The 18,511-nt window shown below is 35.9% G+C and carries 16 protein-coding genes; 6 read left to right on the top strand and 10 right to left on the bottom strand.

Annotation, left to right across the window (positions count from 1 at the left end):
* Window positions 1-16: 16 nt before the first annotated feature.
* The 6 genes from H7350_RS00845 (at window position 17) to H7350_RS00820 (ending at window position 7,171) form a co-directional block, all read left to right on the top strand.
* Window positions 17-1,276 (top strand): POTRA domain-containing protein, encoded by a 1,260-nt coding sequence (locus H7350_RS00845; RefSeq protein WP_204343979.1) that lies wholly within the window; start codon window positions 17-19, stop codon window positions 1,274-1,276.
* A 117-nt stretch (window positions 1,277-1,393) separates the two neighbouring features.
* On the top strand, window positions 1,394-2,086 hold the full coding sequence (locus H7350_RS00840; RefSeq protein ID WP_204343978.1) for an NUDIX hydrolase: 693 nt from the start codon (window positions 1,394-1,396) through the stop codon (window positions 2,084-2,086).
* Window positions 2,087-2,149: 63 nt separating this feature from the next.
* Window positions 2,150-2,986, top strand: coding sequence for a ribose-phosphate diphosphokinase (prs, locus tag H7350_RS00835; protein WP_204343977.1), 837 nt, complete (start codon window positions 2,150-2,152; stop codon window positions 2,984-2,986).
* A 10-nt stretch (window positions 2,987-2,996) separates the two neighbouring features.
* Window positions 2,997-4,910 carry a TPR end-of-group domain-containing protein gene (locus tag H7350_RS00830; RefSeq protein WP_204343976.1) on the top strand — a complete coding sequence of 638 codons (1,914 nt, stop codon included), beginning with the start codon at window positions 2,997-2,999 and terminating at the stop codon, window positions 4,908-4,910.
* 1 nt (window position 4,911) lies between these two features.
* Window positions 4,912-5,670 (top strand): metallophosphoesterase family protein, encoded by a 759-nt coding sequence (locus H7350_RS00825; protein WP_204343975.1) that lies wholly within the window; start codon window positions 4,912-4,914, stop codon window positions 5,668-5,670.
* Window positions 5,671-5,719: 49 nt separating this feature from the next.
* Window positions 5,720-7,171, top strand: a complete 1,452-nt coding sequence (locus H7350_RS00820) for a nicotinate phosphoribosyltransferase (protein ID WP_204343974.1) — start codon at window positions 5,720-5,722, stop codon at window positions 7,169-7,171.
* A gap of 70 nt (window positions 7,172-7,241) precedes the next feature.
* Here the strand turns inward: H7350_RS00820 and H7350_RS00815 are convergent, their stop codons facing one another.
* The 10 genes from H7350_RS00815 to H7350_RS00770 all read right to left on the bottom strand — a co-directional run bounded on the left by H7350_RS00815 (window position 7,242) and on the right by H7350_RS00770 (window position 18,508).
* A complete protein-coding gene (locus H7350_RS00815; protein WP_204343973.1) occupies window positions 7,242-7,931 on the bottom strand; it encodes a TIGR04283 family arsenosugar biosynthesis glycosyltransferase in 690 nt (229 codons plus the stop codon).
* Between the two features lie 27 nt (window positions 7,932-7,958).
* The gene (locus tag H7350_RS00810; protein ID WP_204343972.1) at window positions 7,959-8,759 is read right to left on the bottom strand and encodes a DUF547 domain-containing protein; all 801 of its coding nucleotides are present in this window, start codon (window positions 8,757-8,759) and stop codon (window positions 7,959-7,961) included.
* A 272-nt stretch (window positions 8,760-9,031) separates the two neighbouring features.
* Complete coding sequence (locus tag H7350_RS00805; RefSeq protein ID WP_204343971.1) at window positions 9,032-9,844, bottom strand: purine-nucleoside phosphorylase; 813 nt, start codon at window positions 9,842-9,844, stop codon at window positions 9,032-9,034.
* Window positions 9,837-10,445: a TIGR04282 family arsenosugar biosynthesis glycosyltransferase gene (locus H7350_RS00800; protein ID WP_204343970.1), complete on the bottom strand. Its 609-nt coding sequence runs from the start codon at window positions 10,443-10,445 to the stop codon at window positions 9,837-9,839. The genes H7350_RS00805 and H7350_RS00800 overlap by 8 nt, the downstream gene beginning before the upstream one ends.
* Window positions 10,442-10,963, bottom strand: a complete 522-nt coding sequence (locus H7350_RS00795) for a rhodanese-like domain-containing protein (RefSeq protein WP_204343969.1) — start codon at window positions 10,961-10,963, stop codon at window positions 10,442-10,444. The genes H7350_RS00800 and H7350_RS00795 overlap by 4 nt, the downstream gene beginning before the upstream one ends.
* A gap of 4 nt (window positions 10,964-10,967) precedes the next feature.
* On the bottom strand, window positions 10,968-11,795 hold the full coding sequence (locus H7350_RS00790) for a metallophosphoesterase family protein (protein ID WP_204343968.1): 828 nt from the start codon (window positions 11,793-11,795) through the stop codon (window positions 10,968-10,970).
* A complete protein-coding gene (locus H7350_RS00785; RefSeq protein WP_204343967.1) occupies window positions 11,780-13,114 on the bottom strand; it encodes a sodium:solute symporter family transporter in 1,335 nt (444 codons plus the stop codon). The genes H7350_RS00790 and H7350_RS00785 overlap by 16 nt, the downstream gene beginning before the upstream one ends.
* A 5-nt stretch (window positions 13,115-13,119) precedes the next feature.
* Window positions 13,120-14,562, bottom strand: a complete 1,443-nt coding sequence (locus tag H7350_RS00780) for a SusD/RagB family nutrient-binding outer membrane lipoprotein (protein WP_204343966.1) — start codon at window positions 14,560-14,562, stop codon at window positions 13,120-13,122.
* A gap of 10 nt (window positions 14,563-14,572) precedes the next feature.
* Window positions 14,573-17,767, bottom strand: a complete 3,195-nt coding sequence (locus H7350_RS00775; RefSeq protein ID WP_204343965.1) for a SusC/RagA family TonB-linked outer membrane protein — start codon at window positions 17,765-17,767, stop codon at window positions 14,573-14,575.
* A gap of 57 nt (window positions 17,768-17,824) precedes the next feature.
* Window positions 17,825-18,508, bottom strand: a complete 684-nt coding sequence (locus H7350_RS00770) for a TIGR04282 family arsenosugar biosynthesis glycosyltransferase (RefSeq protein ID WP_204343964.1) — start codon at window positions 18,506-18,508, stop codon at window positions 17,825-17,827.
* Window positions 18,509-18,511: the final 3 nt, after the last annotated feature.

The raw sequence follows: 18,511 nt of genomic DNA, 5'->3' as shown, positions 1-18,511 counted from the left end.
CGTAATAATCAGTCACATGAAACAACTTATCACTATCACACTTTTGTGCCTTACTTTTGCACACGCCCAAGAATATAAAGTAGCCGATTTAAAAGTACAAGGGAATAAGAAACTTAAAACTTCTTTTGTAAAAAAAATATCAAATATAAAGGCAGGCGTTGTTCTCGACTCTTCAGTTATTGAAGCCGATATCAAACTCCTTAAACGACTGCCATCAATTGCGCATGCATATTATCAGGTCTTTCCGGCAGGAGACAATAGCTACAATGTATTTTATAATATAGAAGAAAATTTTACCATTATTCCTTCAGCGAATGTGTATACTACCAATGACGACGAATTTGCATACCGTTTAGGCTTGTATGAGTTTAATCTTTTTGGTCAAAATATGACCTTTGGAGGATTTTATCAGAAAGATATTTACAGTTCCTATGCCTTAAATTTTAGAGCACCATACTTATTTTCAAGACAATTGGGTCTGGCCATTAATTACCAGGATTTAACCACACAAGAACCTGTGTTTTTTGATAATACAACCGCAGATTATAAATATAATAATAACTCTACCGAAGTGCTGGCTTTATTTCAGCTTAATTTTAATAATCGTTTTGAAATAGGTGTTAATTATTTTACTGAAGATTACGAATACAAGTTTGGAGCTATCAGTCCAGATATTCCTCAGGAGTTACGTGTTCATAAATTACTCTATAAATTGATTTATGAATACAATACCTTAGATTATGATTTTCAATATGTAGAAGGCTTTAGAAGTATCTTAAATTTTCAATATGTTACGTCTAGAAATGAAACACAGTTGCCAGATTTTTTAATTGGATGGAATGACTTTCAATATTTCAAACGCTTTGGCTCTAAAGGCAATTGGGCCAACCGTTTGCGATTAGGCGTTGCTACAAATAACGACACACCATTTGCACCATTTTCCGTAGATAATAATTTGAATATACGAGGTGTTGGTAATACCATCGATCGTGGTACTGCTGCAATCGTTTTAAATACCGAATACCGTCAGACTTTATATGAAAAAGGGTGGTTTTCCTTGCAAGGTAATGCCTTTGTTGATGCTGGAAGCTGGCGAAATCCAGGTGGCGATTTTGGTGATTTTAGTGAATCCCAAAATATTCGTGTGTATCCTGGTATCGGACTCCGGTTTATTCATAAAAGAATCTTTAATGCTATTTTTAGAATCGATTACGGAATAGGAATTACAGATAATTCTACCCAAGGGTTGGTGTTTGGCATTGGTCAGTACTTTTAATAAGACCCAAAACAAACGAGAGCTATGCTCGAATTTTATTTTACTTGTAAATATCTTTTTGGTCAATCTCGTCTCTTTTAAAATTACTACATTTGTGTTCATAGTACACAAAATAAAATGACCTTACAACAAGAAATCAAAGTGGCAGTCGATGCCGTCGTTTTTGGTTACGAATCTAAAGGAAACTTATCGGTTTTATTAATCAAAAGAGGTGTTGAACCTTACAAGAATACTTGGGCTTTACCAGGCGGTTTGGTATTGGAAAATGAAGCATTAGAAACTGCTGTAAAACGCGAGTTAAAAGAAGAAACAGGTGTTACCATAGATTACTTAGAACAGTTGTATACCTTTGGAAAACCGAAGCGTGACCCCAGAAACCGAGTAATTTCTGTGAGTTATTTTGGCTTAGTACGTCCCAACCATTTTAAAATCAAAGCTGATACCGATGCCGATGAAGCCCAATGGTTTCCTGTAAATGACTTACCAAAATTGGCCTTTGATCATAATACCATTTTTCAAACAGCAGAAAAACGCCTCAAAAGCAAATTATTATATCAGCCTATTGGGTTTGATTTACTGAGTAAAGAGTTTCCGTTTTCAGATTTAGAACATCTGTACACTACTATTTTAGGTCAAGACATCGACCGCCGTAATTTTAGAAAAAAAATTATGAGCTTCGGCTTTGTAGAAGCAACCGATAAAATTCAACAGGTAGGTAGCGGAAGACCTGCAAAGCTCTTCAAGTTTAATAAGCAAAAATATGATGCGTTATTAGACGACGGCTTTTACTTCGATATTAAGTTTGTGTAAATTTTACGCAAAATATTTTGTCAATACATTTATTCGATTTACATTTGTGTAAAATTAACGCAAATGATTTTAAATTTAGATCCTTCGTTTCAGCCTTTAGGACAAGAGCACACGATTCAGTTTAAAAATTTTACCTTTTCGGGAGGTGAGCCACATATCAAAATCCTTTCCAATTTAAATGACATTGATGAGGTTTCGGTAACTACAAGAATCCAATCGTTTAATGATATGGGATTACTAGTAATAGCTATTGATGCTCTACGCAGAATGACTATCAAGCGCATTCATTTGCTGTTGCCATATATGCCAGCTGCACGTCAGGATCGTGTCATGATTCCAGGAGAAAGTTTATCGGTTAAGGTGTACGCTGACATAATTAATAGCCTGAATTTAGAATCGGTTACCATTTTTGATCCGCATTCTGAAGTCGCACCAGCTTTACTTAACAACTGTAAAGTGATTTCAAATTTTAAGTTTATTGAGCAGGTGATAAAAGATATCAATTCTGAAGTTATTCTCATTTCACCAGATGGAGGTGCTTTAAAAAAGATTTATAAGGTGTCTGAATTATTAGGCGGTTTGTCTGTTGTCGAATGCTCTAAAAAACGCAATGTCAAAAACGGAAAACTTGAAGGCTTTAAAGTTTATGAAGATGATCTCTTCGGAAAAGATTGTCTTATTGTTGATGATATTTGTGATGGCGGCGGAACATTTATCGGTTTAGCTGAAGAACTCAAAACGAAAAATGCAGGTCGTTTATATCTTGCAGTAAGTCATGGTATTTTTAGTAAAGGCGTTAGTGTGTTAAATAAATATTTCACTACAATGTATACGACCGATAGTTTTAAAGATTTACAAGAAGATGGTATTGTGCAGATAATATTAAAAGAATTAATATAAAAAATTAATTATGGAAAAAGGGATACATGATTTAGCTTATTTGATTAATGAAGCTAAGAAAAGCGGAGAACCAAAACCAATTGTTATTTTAGGGGCAGGTGTTTCAGTTTCAGGGGGAATACCACAAGCAAGTGGAATAATAAAAGATATTTTAGAAAGATTTAAAGATAAACCAGCTATTGATAATTTACCTAAAAATAAAAAGGAAGATTATTATGAGCTGATGTCTGCTTTAACTTCTAAAGAACGTAAGAAATTATTTCAGGACTATATCAAAAAGGCAAAAGTTAATGTTGCACATATTTACTTAGCCCAGTTAGTGAAAAAAGGATATGTGGACTATGTGTTAACTGTAAATTTTGATGACTTATTGTTAAGAGCCTGCGGGTTGTTTAATTATACTATGCCTACTTATGATATATCTAACATTCAAGACTTTACAACAACTACATTTCATAAACAGTCAATAGTTTATTTACATGGTCAACATTATGGCGAATGGTTATTGAATGCAAAAGGAGAGTTAGATAAAGTAAGAGAACAAATTCCAAAGCTTTTACATAAAATATGCCATAATAGGACTTGGATTGTTGTCGGTTACAGTGGTCAGGATGAGGTTTTTGAAGAGTTAAATACTTTTTCAAGTTTTGATAATGATTTGTACTGGGTTAGTTATTTAGATAGTAAACCAAATCCAATAGTAGACAAAAACATGCTGAAAATTCCGACTAAGAATGCTCATTTAATTTCTGGATATGATGCAGATACATTCTTCTTAGATTTACATTCAAAATTAGGATTACCAACTCCACAAATTTTTGACAAACCATTTTCTTTTTTGAAAACTATGGTTGATGAAGTAAAGTTTCCTGATAAGGACGAATATATTGAAGATCATGAAGATTTATATAATAGCCTTACTGAGCGTATGGAAATTAATAATAATTGGATTGATAGGGCTATATATAGTATTGAACAAGAAGACTCTGTTGAAAAATTTAAGCAGCTAATCATTGAAGCTACAGTAAAGGAAGAATATATTGATAATTCAACAAAGTTTTTGAGAAAGTTTAATAAACCCCCTTTTAGGGATGCAAAAGAAGAACTGTCAAATTTCTTTACAAGTTGGGGGAATCATATAATAAAGTCTGCTAAATTGGAAAATATTGATAATTATTATAAAAATTGCTTCGATAAGTTTAAAAGAGCTATTGATATAAATCCTGAAAATGCATTTGCTTACTTTTCATGGGGAAATATATTAGCTAAAAAAGCTAGAAATAAGGGGAATAATAAAACTAGTTGGTCATTATATGAAGAAAGTTTTGAGAAATATGAAAAATCTATAATATTTAACTCTAGTTACGCTCCGGTCTATAATAACTATGCTGTTGCTACTAAAGATCTAGCAAAAATGAAAAAAGATAAGGGTTTATACGAAAAGAGTTTTAAACTTTATGAGAAAGCAATTCAATTATTTCCTGATAATGACAGTGCATATAGTAATTGGGCTATTGCATTATCAGAATATGCAGAACTTATTAAAAATGAAAAACTTTATATAGAGTGTTTTGATAAATTTGAGAAAGCTTTTGAAATCAACCCAAAAAATGATAGGGTACTAAATAATTGGGTAGGTACTAACCTTAATTATTTACATTACTGTACTAATCTTTCAGAAAAAGAAAAAAGATTAATTCTAAATGAATCCAAAAATAAAGCTATCCAAGTTTATGAGAATGGAGGGAATCCATATAATTTATCTTGTGTGTATGCAAGACTTAAGAAAAAAAGAGAAGCATTGATACATTTGTCTGAATCATTAGAGCGTAAATTTGTAAAAACAGATTATGTACTCAACGATAATGATTGGGCTGGTTATATGACAGATAAAGACTTTAAGTCATTAATAGCTCAGTTTTAATATGAAAAGAACACTAGCCATAGGCGATATTCATGGCGGATTAAAAGCCTTAAAACAACTGCTTGAACGACTGCAACTTACCAAAGATGATGAACTCATTTTTATGGGCGATTATGTAGATGGTTGGAGCGAATCTGCTCAAGTAATTCAGTATATCATCGAACTTTCAAAGACCAACGATTGTGTTTTTATCAAAGGCAATCACGATGTGTGGTGTGAGCAATGGTTACGCACTGGCGATATCAATGGTGTTTGGTTTAATCATGGCGGTAAAGAGACGATTGAAAGTTATGAAACCTTTTCCAAAGCCGATAAAAAACAACATTTGTACTTTTTTGAGGATATGAATTTGTACCATATCGATGCTCAAAACCGATTATTCCTTCACGCAGGATTTACATCGATGCATGGTGTAGAACGTGAAGTGCATAAAGAAAATTTTTATTTTGACCGTACGCTATGGGAAATGGCTTTAACGATGGATAAGCGCATTGAAAAGCACTCTGAATTGTATCCAAACCGATTAAAACATTACCATGAAATCTATATTGGCCACACACCAACTATTAATTTCAATCAAGATCAACCCATGAATGCAATTAATGTGTGGAATGTCGATACTGGCGCTGCATTTACAGGAAAATTGTCGGCATTAGATTTAGCAACAAAAACCGTATTTCAAAGTGATGCTGTCATGTCATTCTATCCTGATGAAACAGGACGAAATAGCCAAACCTATAATGAATTAAAGACCAACTAAAACCATTCCGAAGTTTCGGAACTACTACTGTAGAAATTATAAAAAACCTATGAACCCACTCCTATATACCGACGGTTACAAAGTTGACCACAGAAGACAATATCCAGAAGGCACAACACTTGTATATTCTAACTGGACACCACGAAAAAGCCGTATCGAAGGCGTTGACGAGGTGGTGTTTTTCGGATTGCAATACTTCATCAAAAAATACATGATAGAAGATTTTAATACCAACTTTTTCAGTCAGCCCAAAGCCGAAATTTGTAAACGCTACACTAGACGCATCAATAATTATTTAGGTCCGAATCAAGTTGGGATTTCCCATATCGAAGCACTCCACGATTTAGGCTATTTGCCAATGGTGATCAAAGCCTTACCCGAAGGTGCTCAAGTACCTATTCGTGTGCCAATGGTAACAATGTATAATACCAAAGCTGAGTTTTTCTGGCTCACTAATTATTTTGAAACGCTATTGTCAACGACACTTTGGATGCCTTGTAATTCGGCAACCATAGCTAAACAATACCGAAAAATTTTAGATGCTTATGCTAATGAAACGTCATCGATTCCAGAGTTTGTCGATTGGCAAGGTCACGATTTTTCAATGCGTGGTATGGCAGGTTTAGAAGCCGCTATGCTTTCTGCTGCTGGTCACTTATTGAGTTTTACAGGAACCGATACAATTCCTACGATCGATTTTCTGGAAACTTATTATAATGCTAATTCGGATACCGAATTGGTAGGCGGTTCTGTCGCTGCGACCGAACATTCTGTAATGTGTATGGGAACTAATTCTGGCGAAGAAGAAACCTTCAAGCGTTTGATTACTGAAGTCTATCCTCACGGCATTGTTTCGATTGTTTCTGATACATGGGACCTCTGGAAAGTACTCACAGAATACCTTCCGAATTTAAAAAATGAAGTCTTAGCGCGTGACGGAAAAGTAGTAATAAGACCAGATTCTGGTGATCCTGTGGATATTATCTGTGGAAATAAACACGGAACAACTTCCGAAGAGAAAAAAGGGGTTATTGAACTCCTTTGGGACATTTTTGGTGGTGCCACAAATGCAAAAGGTTATAAAGAACTCGACTCACATATTGGTGCTATTTATGGCGATAGTATCACTCTATACAGAGCCACTCAAATTTGTGAACGTCTGAAAGAAAAAGGCTTTGCGTCGACTAATGTGGTTTTAGGTATTGGGTCTTTTACCTATCAGTATAATACGCGTGATACTTTTGGGTTTGCGATGAAAGCAACTTATGGCGAAGTGAATGGTGAAGGTCGCGCAATTTATAAAGATCCGATTACTGATGATGGCACAAAAAAATCTGCGAAAGGCTTAATTACGATTGAAAAACGCGATGGAAGTTATCAGCTCAAGGATCAGGTGTCCTGGGAAGAAGAGCAACGTGGTGCGTTAAAAGAGGTCTTTCGTGATGGGCAATTAGTGATTGATGAAGATTTGAAGCATATTAGACAGCGTATAAAATCTTAAATCTGATATTATTCTTTCGGAAGATGGTTAAGAAATTTAACCATAATAGAGATTTTTGCAGTGTTAGTTTTTAGCAAATATGCTTTTTATAATACACAAATAAATCATCAGCCGAAGCACCAAACCATTTCTTGACATAAATGGTCCAAAAGTGGTACTGAAGTTTCCAAATCCCATGTTTGCGATATAAACGTGCCGAAGTTTTTAGTTGTTTGTTGATGACCACAAATTGCTGTCTGGCATATAACTCATTAATTAGCACATTGTCTTCATAAATGATAAAACGTTCATCATAGCCACCAATGTCATCAAATAATTCTCGGGTGATAAACTGACTCTGATCACCACCACGACAGGCTCTCCAGCTAAATTGAGTGAGCCAGCTAGCGAGTCGCAACCACCAATGATTGCTGTCAAATTTTAGACGAAAACAACCCGCTTGATGCCCTTTTTTTACTTCGTCAATAATGAGTTGATCGTAGCGATTTGGCGGAAAAGAATCGGCATGCAGAAAATACAAAATGCGTCCTGTTGCATGTTTGGCACCAAAATTCATCTGTTTAGCGCGACCTTTTGGTGCATGTAATAATTTGATTTTTAAACCGCTGTTTTGAACAATAGCTTGAGATCCATCAGTACTACCACCATCAACAACAATAATTTCTGAAATATGATCTAAAGACGCATGGTCAATCAAATGAAAAAGTAAATTTTCAATAGTTTCAGCTTCGTTTAAAATGGGAATAATAATGCTTATCATATAAATCTATACGAAAAAAATGGAGGTTTAGTTTTGTTCATTCAAATTCCAGTCGTAATCGATATAATCAATGTTAGCATATGCTGAAATTTTAGTCTCAGCATATTGATTGATATAATCAATTAACGAACCATTTTCAGTAAAATCACTTTTATACCATTTAAAGATTTCGGATAATTTAGGTTGCATTGCCGATAGTTTATTTTTTTCAGAATTATTAATAAACTCTTTTGTCGCACGCTCCATGAGCTCTTGCACATTGTCGGTAGTGTAGGCGGTGTTTAGTAATTTTGGACAAGAATAAGAGGCGCAATTAATAGCAAAATGAATTCTTGGTTCGTTCATTTTCCGAAGAATACCGTTTTCAATATCTGCTAAGGAGTAGTCTTCGTCTCCAATTTTAAGTCGGTTTTTCATCCACGGATTACTAATGTCTTTGATGCTTTTTGTAGGATAATTATCAATAATTAACTTAATTGTATTGGCGTTATATACATTAATAAAATAGGCTAATTGTTCATTCAAACTCCAGTTGTTTGTAGGAACTTTTGAGGCTAAATAGTTGATGTATTCATCTAATTTTTGAGCATCGCTTTGAAAGCCTTTATAGTCAACATCTCCATTTTTAGCTACGTAAATTTTTAACAAAGCATCCCAAGATGAATGATCTAACAAAGCCTCAGTAGTTGAGGTGTTAGATGTAGAGTTAATGTTTTCGGTTTCAGTTTCTGTAGTCTTTGGCGCTTTAACTTCTTTTATAGGAAGCCCTTTTGCAGAAAAGCAACTATATGTACACACTAAAAGTAATACCGCAAGTAAATATCTCATTTTATAAGGTTTTCAATTATAAACACTTACGGAAATCTTTAACTTTTGGTTTTAAGCGGATATAATTTTTGGTGTTATTTTTGAAAATACAACTATAAATAGGTTATGTAAGGTTAGTCTGTAATTTATTTCAAACCTAACAGGTATGGAAATTATTATAAGACCACTATGCTATGATATCAAGAAAAGTTAGTCAGAAGTAATAAAAAAAAGGAACTTAATTAAGCTCCTTTTGCTATTAGATTTTCAATTGTAATAACAATTTCGAATCATTATAAGATCTTTATCAATTCGGTAAATAAGGTAATCATGTCTGGTTCGGCTTTTCCAGCCATAGCAATAATTTCTCCAATATCAACAGGCTTTAAGTTGTCGGGATCACACTCGTCGGTTAGCACCGAAATCGCTGCAGCTTTAAGATTTAAATGATTGGCAACGATAATCTCAGGGACTGTACTCATGCCAACTGCATCGGCACCAATAATTTTAAGCATGCGGTACTCGGCTCGGGTTTCTAATTGCGGACCAACAACACTGGCATAAACACCTTCATGAAGTTTGATATTATGCGTCTTAGCAATCGCTTTAAATTTAGCATTAATCTCGAGGTTATAAGGTGCACTCATATCGGCAAAACGTTCACCTAATTCGGCAACGCCTTTAAACGCAAGAGGCGAACTACCTTGTAGATTAATATGATCGTCAATAAGCATCAATTCACCCTTTTTAAAGTTTAAATTAATGGCTCCAGATGCATTAGAAACCAATAAAGTTGAAATACCTAAAGCTTTCATGACGCGAACAGGATAAGTCACATCTTGAAGCGTATAGCCTTCATAAACATGAAATCGACCTTGCATAACTATGACCTTTTTATCGCCTAAGGTTCCATAAATGAGTTTGCCTTTATGAAACTCTACAGTAGCTGTTGGGAAGTTTGGAATGTGATTGTAGCTCACTTCCTGAATTATATCAATGTCATTGGTTAACTGGCCTAAACCTGTGCCCAGAATAATACCAATTTCAGGATTGTCAAAACCTTTAGATTTTAAATAATCGGCTGTTTCAGTAATAAATTTAATCATTGGTGGTGTAAAATTGTTTGAGTTGGTCATAATGTTTCATGTCTTCAAATGTATCAATATCATTCAATTCTTTCAGTAAAAAGACTTTACTATTTTGTAAATTTTTTAAAGTGTCACGACGAACTGTTTCTGTGCCCCAGGCTTTGTTTTTAAATAATTCAGGATGTAAGGTTTTCATTCCTAACAGGTAATAACCACCATCTACAGCAGGACCAATAACCACATCATTAGCCTCTAATTCTGAAAAGGCTTGTTCAATGATGGCTGCGTTTAGATCTAATAAATCACTGCCAATGATGATGACTTTTTCGTAACCCGAATCTAATAATTCGTTAAAAGCATGATGCATGCGTTCTCCTAAATCCTCACCCTTTTGCTGTTTTTTGCTGAAATAGTCACCGCTCCAAATATCATTAGGATTGATAGTTTCAGAATAGAATACATAGCGATCTGACTTTACAGTCTTAGCTACATTTGCAGTATGCTGAAGCAAATATTTATAGATATGAAGTGCTGATACATCGCCAAGAGTTTGGGCTAAGCGTGTTTTGCATTTACCGAGTTCAGGATTTCTCGTAAATATAATTAAGGCGTTTTTCAATTTTGGTTGCTTTTAGTTGAGAGTTTAGGGTATACTTTTTGTCCTTTTTTTAACCATTTACTCCAGGCTTTAGAATAGGTGTGAATACTATCGGTTTCTTTGTCTTCGGAATTATAAATGCTAAAATCATGGTTTTTCCATTCAAAAATACCGCCATATAGATTTTGGACATTGGTATAGCCTGCTTTTTTAAGTTGATTAGCAATAGTTTCAGATCTAATTCCCAGAGAGCAATATACAACGATTGCTTCATCTTTATTAGGGAATTTAGTCATAAAATCATTCAGTTTAAAATGCGTGTAACCAATAAAAACAGCGTCTTTAAGGTGGCTTACTTCGTATTCTTCAGGTTCGCGAGCATCTAATATTATGCACTTAGTTTTAGGCATGGCGAGTTCCTGAACCGAAATGTAAGGAATATCATTTTTATTATAACGTTTCAGTAAATCGTCTAACGATTCTTGCGCCTGAAGCGTAAACGTGAATAGTCCTAATAGAAAGATGAGTTGTATTTTCATTGTTTTATAATTGAATCCCGAAGCCTTGCAAACCACTTTCAACTTCAGGTAAAATTTCGGTATTATCCCAAATGCCAGTGACGATGGTTCGAGCATATTCTTTTGGCAGTAATCCGTTATCCATCAATTGGCTTGTGAGTTTATAGTTGTAGTCTAAGGTGTGATGTTTGGCCTTAAATTCTCCTGAAGCATCCTCTAAAATAGCATACCAAACACTAGGATTTCCGTCATTAGCTGGCATTCCAATAACTCCAGGATTTAGCCAGAGTTTCCCATTGTTTTTTTGCTGAAATGGGAGTCCGCAGTGTCCGGCAACAATCACATCACTTTTAGTCGTTTCAAAGTTAGGTTGCTTACGTTTCCAGTCTGTTGATTTGAAGATAAATTCGGAAGTATTAAAATAGGAGCCATGAACCACAGTAACTTGTTTTTCAGCATATCTAAAGGTGATGTGATCTGGAAGAGTTTTCATAAACGCCAGAGAATTTTTAGATAGTTTACTTTGTGCAAACGGGTACCACTGCTGTGAAAATCCGTCACAACGTGAACCTTTTCTAAAATCACAAGCACAATCTTCGGCTCCTTCTCGCAATTGAATTTCAACATTTCCAGCAATACTTTTTACACGCCATAGTTTTAACAACTGAACAGTTTCTTCAGGTTGCGCGCAATAGCCTACAATATCTCCAGTACAAATGCAGTTTTCGGGTGAGATATGCTCGCGTTCTGCAACTTGTTTTAAAGCCTCTAGTGCTTGAAGATTACTATACACACCTCCAAAGAGCAATACTTTACCCGAAAGTGTTCCTATATCGTCTATTTTTTTATCCATTTTGGTATGATATATAAAATGATACAACTTAAAATGCCCCAAACATTAACCCAAAGTAAATCGGCGTATTTACCTTCAGTAAGGATTAAAGCTTTAGGAAATAACTCAAATACTAGTACAAACCCAAATAGCAATCCGCAGATAACACTCAAGTAAAAACTAACTTTCGGTACTTTCATATTCCAAAACACAAATACAGGTGTTAAGCCTATAACCATGGTTCCAGAAATGGTCGTTGCCGATAAGATTTCAGCATCTAGAAAAACAGGTAGTGTTCCTAAAATGGCAATGGCAGCCATACTGGCACGACCAAACGAGAGATCTTTTCCCATATTTAAATCGATAGCCAGCAATTTGGAAAATGATGAAAATGTAGAATCTAAGGTGGATGCTGCTGAGGTAATCATGATGAAATTAATCACCAGTAAAATAACAACACCAAAGGCTTTTCCAACTTCAACAGCTGCCTGACCATTCATGCCTTGTGACTGTGCATAAACACCAATAAGACTAAATAAGACAATACATAAAGCGCCCAAAATGCTAGCCAATATAAAGCTTCGACGGGTTACTTTTGGGGAGCTAATAAACGCGCGATCAGTTAAAACGGGATCGTGAAACGGATAGCTAAATGACTGAATAATAGCGGCAAAAAATAAATTGAGTCCTAGTTCAAAACTCCAGGTTCCGGAGGAAACTACTGTCTGCACTGAAAAATCATCGGCAGAGAAGACATTCCATAATATGACAATCAATAATACCGAAAACAGGACCATTTGTATGACATCTGTAAATATCGAACTACTCAATCCGCCTTTAATGGCATAAGCCAATGTGAGAACGGTAAATACAATAATGGCTGTGTAGTAAGGCAGGCTTCCGGTATTACCAAAATAACTTCCAATAACCATGGTGTTACTCCATACTTCATTAAACAACCGAATAGCAATAAGAATAGAAAAAATGGCCATTGCACCTTTTCCAAATTTCGAACTTAAAAACTGATGAATACTTTCAAAACCACCTTTAGTTCGCATCTGGTAAATAAGAAGTCCGGCAACCGCAAACGACAAATAATAACCAGCATAAGCCACACCACCAACTATCCCAAAATCGAGTCCGAGATTTGCTGCATTGGTGATACTTTTAGCAAAAATCCATGAGATAATTAAACTACCAGTAAGTACTAACGTATTGGGTGCTTTTCGGTTGTTTACAGCTTTAAAAAACTGATCTCTGGTTTTTGCTAAAGGCGACACCAAGAACAGTATCAAACTTGATACGATTATTAAGGTCCATTGCCAGTGTAGTGTTTCCATATTATTTATTCATTCCACCAAACGGGAACATTAATACTGTTATCATTGGTTGCAGCCGCAGCAACTGTATAATTTTCGTTATTTAAAGCTTCTTCTTCAGCGGGATAAGGCATACGAGTCGGAATAATATCATTATTGAAACTTGCTGAAATAGTTCGCAATGCTGGAAATCCTGTTCTGCGATATTCAATCCAGCCTTCATAACCATTAATCACATTGGCAATCCATTTTTGTGTGATGATTTGCTGTACAGGTGTAGTATCAGGAGCATTGAAGGCCGCATTTCCTGTTAAATAATTTGAAGGCATTTCGGTATTCCAGTAATCGAAGGCGAGTACCACACCTTGTTCATAAAGTGCTTGAGCATCTGCTGCAATGAGATTTCTAGCAGCCGCTTCGGCCAGTGCAAATTGAACTTCCCAAGCGGTTATAAAATTAGCATCTAGTGTCGATGTGTCTTCGCGAAACATAGTTCCAGCTAAGGAATAATCGGCTAAAGCTACCGTAGTTTCCGAAGGGTCAATTCCGTTTAGTAATCCGTTAAACTCATTTGCATCCGAATTTGAAAAGGGTCTGAAAAGTGTTTCAATTCTTGTGTCATTTAAATCGGTTAAAAGGTCTTCCATAGTTTCAGACAAGACAAAATTATTAAAGTCGCCAATGCGCAACTGCGCTAACCGAAAACTGTTAGGATCTGTATTGGTGAAATTAAAAATGGCATTTTGATCGTTAGAAATAATATAGTTTCCGTCGTTAAAAATAGTTTGAAGCGCTTCGGAAACATCCACTTGCTGAGATATACGAAGTAGGTGTTTTATTTTTAATGAATTAGCAAACCGTATCCAGGCGTTTAAATCACCATCAAATAATATATCACCTTCCAGCGGAATAACATCGGTGTAATTTTCGATGGCTGTAATGCCTTTGTCGAGATTATCTAAAATCCCGTTGTCGTCCAAGTAAATGTCTTCTTGTAAATCGTAAGCAGGTGTTACAGTTCCATTGACGCCATTAAAAGCTTCAAAATAAGGAACATCACCAAATAAATCGGTTAAACCTGCAGCCATATAGGCTTTTAAAATGAGTGCTGGACCCTCATAAACCGAAAAGGTTTCAACGGTTCTGGCTTGGTTTAATATAATCTCATTATCCCGAAGATTTGTGTAAAAAACTGGCCACGGATTACCACCCAATTGTGGTGATTTTAAAGCATGCCGATCAAACAGGTTGAAATCTAAAGCGGTTCGATGTTGTGAAAGTAAATCGCCAGCCACAAAGCCTTCGTAACTCATATTTTCACCAAAATCGTAAATGACCTGACGAAGTAGTAAACTGGGTTGTACTATTCCTGGAGCATTCGGATTGGTATTAATGTCTTCGAAGTCTTTAGTACAACTTAGGGTTGCGAAAAAACTTAGTAAAATGAATATATATTTAATGTTTTTCATAATCTTTTTTTTAGAAATTAAACCCAGCTTTAAATCCGATACTACGTGACGTCGCATAACTCATATCTTCAACGCCACTCACAAAATTATTGCCTTGAACGGCAAGTTGCTCTGGGTCGAAATGTGGATTCTCAGTAATGACAAAAAGGTTGTTTCCGATGATCGATAAACTTAAATCGGCACCTTCTTTAAGTCCCAAAAATCCCTCTTTCAGCTTAAAATCATAACCAATTGAAAACTGTCGAAGTTTTAAAAAAGAGGCGTCATAAATATTGTTTTCTTCATGGTTTCTATCATAAAACTGGCGGTAATAACTTTCAGCAGAAACCGAAACCGTATTAGGTAATCCCGTCGTTTGGTTAACGCCTTGGGCGATAATGCCATCTTCTGGTCTAAAAGCGGTTTCGGCTAACTGGCCACCAACATTGCCGAGTGCTCGGGTTCGTGACACTATTTCGCCGCCTTGTCTCCAGTCGAACAGGAAACTCAAATTCCAGTTTTTATAAGTGAAATTATTTGACCATCCTAAGGTGAAATCAGGATTATAATTTCCTAATTTTTTAAGGTCATTATCAGCTATAAAGCGACCGTTATCATCAATTATAAAATCGCCATTTTCATTTTTTAGATATCCTGTTCCGTAGATGTCACCAAGGCGTCCGCCTTCTTCAACCTGGAACCATACCGTTTGGTTGGCACTGTCATAAATTCGGCTGTAAGCTAGTGTCAAACGGCCATCCGCCTGCGGTAGATCTTTAATCGTAGCACGACTTGTGGCAAAGTTGAAGAGACTGTTCCATCTAAATTTTTGAGTTTTTACAGGCGTAATTCCCATTATGATTTCGACACCTTGCGTATTTACTTTTCCGCCGTTTACGACTTGTTGGTTGTATCCAGAAGAAATTGCAATAGGTAAGGAGATGATTTGATCTTTAGTCGTTGCATTGTAATAGCTTAGGTCAAATTTTAAACGGTCTTTAAAGAATCGTAAATCTGTACCAATTTCAAACGAGGTGGTTTGTTCGGGTTTTAAGTTAGCATTCGGAATAAAATTTTGATCGCTAAAAGTTGGTTGCCCATTAAAAGGGGTTTGAGCCACAAACGCTCCTGACGTTTGATAGGCGCCAGTGTCGTTACCAACCTGAGCAATACTGGCTCTTAATTTTGCAAATGATATAGCTTTTGGCAATTCAGTCACATTTGAGACTATAAAACTTGTAGATACCGAAGGGTAAAAGAAAGATGTTCCATCAACCGAAAATGGCGTTGCCAAAGCACTAGACCAATCATTTCGTCCTGTTATATCTAAAAAGAGAAAGTCTTTATAGCCTAGTTTGATGAGTCCATAAAGTGAATTGATACGTTTTTTGCTTTCAAATTCAAAAGCTTCAATTGGAGATGCTGCGTTGTTTAAGCTAAATATTCCGGGTTGTGCTAAATTTACGGTTTGTAATTGTTTGGTTGAAGCATTTTGATCGAGACGATTTCCGCCAAGAGAAGCATCAAAAGAAATAGCTCCAAATTGATTGTTATAATTAATTAAAAAATCGGTATTAATTTCTCTAAACTTAACATCGTGTTCAGCATACGCACCATTTTGAAATCGGTTGCTGCTGAAATTACGCCTGAACTGTCGCGTTTCACTACTATAGTCCATTCCCGAACGTAGCGAGAGGCTTAGATGTTCGGTGATTTGATGCTTAACATTAATGTTTCCGAAGATACGATCACGTTCAAAAGCATTTCTGTTTTCTAACAGAATAAAATACGGATTGTCAAAAAAGGTATAGTTAAACGAGTATTGCTGAACACCTTCTAAACCAGGTTGCCAGTAGTTTTTCAGACTATTAATATTTAAGGAGCGTGGTCCCCAGGCTACTAGCGAATAGTTGACGTTTTCACTTCCATAACCATTTGAAGGTCGATTATCACTATTAGAATTGGTGTAGTTTATTGAAGTGTTTATCGTCGTGTTTTTAGACGGTTCAAAGTTCAACTTTGCTGCCACAGTTTGTCGGTCGAGATTCACTCCCGGAATGATAGATTCGCTACGTAAATCGGTAAAGGATAAGCGGTAATTTCCAGTTTCAAATCCGTTGGAAATGGATACATTATTAATAGTAGTCACACCAGTTTGATAGAAATCTCTAAGGTTGTCTGGATGGGATTGAAAAGGCGTGGCCGTTATAGGTAATCCAGAATATAATGCCGTATCACCACCACGAACAAAAGTGCCGTTGGCGAGTTGTACCGGACTGTCAAACTGCGGAATTAATATTCCAGCATCCAGTTCTGGTCCCCATGAGTAGGTGATGTTGTCACTGATACCACCTCCTAAACCGTCAACATATTCAAAAGCTCCAGATTGCCCTTGACCATATCGATTTTGAAAATCAGGCAGTCGAAAAGCCGTATCTACAAAAAGTGAGGTGTTAAAACTAATACCAAGACCTTTTGTGTTTTGCCCATCTTTCGTTTTTATGACGATAACACCGTTTGAAGCTCTTGTGCCATAAAGTGCTGCAGCATTAGCACCTTTTAAAACAGTCACCGATTCGATATCGTCTGCATTAACTTCCATAGCACCATTTCCGAAGTCAACTTCCTGAAAACCAGCAGCAGCTTCGTTGGTAAAATTGAAAACAGTTTCATTATTAATTGGTGTACCGTCAACTACAAATAACGGATTATTATTAGAAAACGATGATTCACCACGAATCGTAATTTTTGAAGAAGAACCAACACCTGTGGCACCTTGTGAAATGGTAACACCTGCAAGTTTACCGGCAATATTATCTAAGAAATTTACGGTTTTAACTTCGGTCAAGCGTTCAGAATTTAGTTCTTGAACAACATAACCTAATTCTTTAGTTTCGCGTTCGAGACCAAGTGCCGTAATGACTACTTCATCTAAAGATGAGGTGTCTTCGGTCATCGTGATATTTATGACTGTTTGATTGCCAACCACAGCAATAATGAGATGGTATCCTAAATACGAATAGCGGATTTGATCTTCAGGAGATGCTACCTCGATTTCATACTTGCCAAATTCATCAGAGATGGTGCCGCTTCCAGAGGTGGAACTAATATTTACATAGGCCAGAGGTTTCCCGTCAAGTTCACTTGTGATTGTGCCTGTGATTGTGATTTGTGCATAGCTAAAACCAGACAGTAATAGCAAGATGCAAACATAGATTTGCTTCATTTAATTAGATTAGTAAAGGGTGAAAATTATTCTGAAAGAATCAGAAATTTATGGCTTTTATAAATGAAGTAATTGTGGAGAACCTTTATTAAACTGAAGGGTTTGTAAAGGCGATTCAATAGCAATAAAAAATGAGTTAATCCTCTTTTTTACTACTGAAATATAATGTTGTAAAAGTTGTTTTAGGGTTGCTGAAAGCCTTCGGAAACTCTCAAGAATTGGTCGTATATCTGAAATGGTATCAATATCTGAAAGTTGCTCTAGATATGAAACGTCTAACTGTTGCGACGCCATTGCTCTCGAAAAACTTTGACGCAATCCCGAGGTTTGCCATGGTAACGTTAAGAAGGTCTCAGAATTAAAATACGATTGCTGTAATCCCATTAAATAGAAACCGCCATCTTTTGATGGCCCCAAAACAATAGCCTTGTCTTGTAAGCGATGTGCGGCTTTTAAAATGTGTTCAGACTGTAAGTGTGGTGTGTCATTTCCAATACTAATCACCGATGTAAAACCTTGGTTGTATACTGCTTGAATCGCATTTGTAAATCGTTCGGCAAAGGTTGATCCAATCTGGTTGGTTTCAGAAGATAAAAAATAAGGCAGCCCTGTTTTTTTTGCAATCTTTAAGGTGTGTGCATTAAGTGCATTGAACAATACCTCTGACGATTGAAACGGTTTTTGCTGCGCTTCAAATCTGGCAGAATTTGCAAAGATTAATATGGCTGTTTTGTTATTCATAGA

The organism is Psychroserpens algicola (genome assembly GCF_014526325.1).
Classification (GTDB): Bacteria; Bacteroidota; Bacteroidia; order Flavobacteriales; family Flavobacteriaceae; genus Psychroserpens; species Psychroserpens algicola.
The sequence above is the reverse complement of the archived record's forward strand: the minus strand, read 5'-3'. Positions and strand labels throughout refer to the sequence as shown.

Bases quoted from the DNA above. Each gene is read 5' to 3' on its own strand.
- H7350_RS00845 (WP_204343979.1), top strand. From the start codon at position 17: ATGAAACAACTTATCACTATCACACTTTTGTGCCTTACTTTTGCACAC.
- H7350_RS00840 (WP_204343978.1), top strand. From the start codon at position 1,394: ATGACCTTACAACAAGAAATCAAAGTGGCAGTCGATGCCGTCGTTTTT.
- prs (WP_204343977.1), top strand. From the start codon at position 2,150: ATGATTTTAAATTTAGATCCTTCGTTTCAGCCTTTAGGACAAGAGCAC.
- H7350_RS00830 (WP_204343976.1), top strand. From the start codon at position 2,997: ATGGAAAAAGGGATACATGATTTAGCTTATTTGATTAATGAAGCTAAG.
- H7350_RS00825 (WP_204343975.1), top strand. From the start codon at position 4,912: ATGAAAAGAACACTAGCCATAGGCGATATTCATGGCGGATTAAAAGCC.
- H7350_RS00820 (WP_204343974.1), top strand. From the start codon at position 5,720: ATGAACCCACTCCTATATACCGACGGTTACAAAGTTGACCACAGAAGA.
- H7350_RS00815 (WP_204343973.1), bottom strand. From the start codon at position 7,931: ATGATAAGCATTATTATTCCCATTTTAAACGAAGCTGAAACTATTGAA.
- H7350_RS00810 (WP_204343972.1), bottom strand. From the start codon at position 8,759: ATGAGATATTTACTTGCGGTATTACTTTTAGTGTGTACATATAGTTGC.
- H7350_RS00805 (WP_204343971.1), bottom strand. From the start codon at position 9,844: ATGATTAAATTTATTACTGAAACAGCCGATTATTTAAAATCTAAAGGT.
- H7350_RS00795 (WP_204343969.1), bottom strand. From the start codon at position 10,963: ATGAAAATACAACTCATCTTTCTATTAGGACTATTCACGTTTACGCTT.
- H7350_RS00790 (WP_204343968.1), bottom strand. From the start codon at position 11,795: ATGGATAAAAAAATAGACGATATAGGAACACTTTCGGGTAAAGTATTG.
- H7350_RS00785 (WP_204343967.1), bottom strand. From the start codon at position 13,114: ATGGAAACACTACACTGGCAATGGACCTTAATAATCGTATCAAGTTTG.
- H7350_RS00780 (WP_204343966.1), bottom strand. From the start codon at position 14,562: ATGAAAAACATTAAATATATATTCATTTTACTAAGTTTTTTCGCAACC.
- H7350_RS00775 (WP_204343965.1), bottom strand. From the start codon at position 17,767: ATGAAGCAAATCTATGTTTGCATCTTGCTATTACTGTCTGGTTTTAGC.
- H7350_RS00770 (WP_204343964.1), bottom strand. From the start codon at position 18,508: ATGAATAACAAAACAGCCATATTAATCTTTGCAAATTCTGCCAGATTT.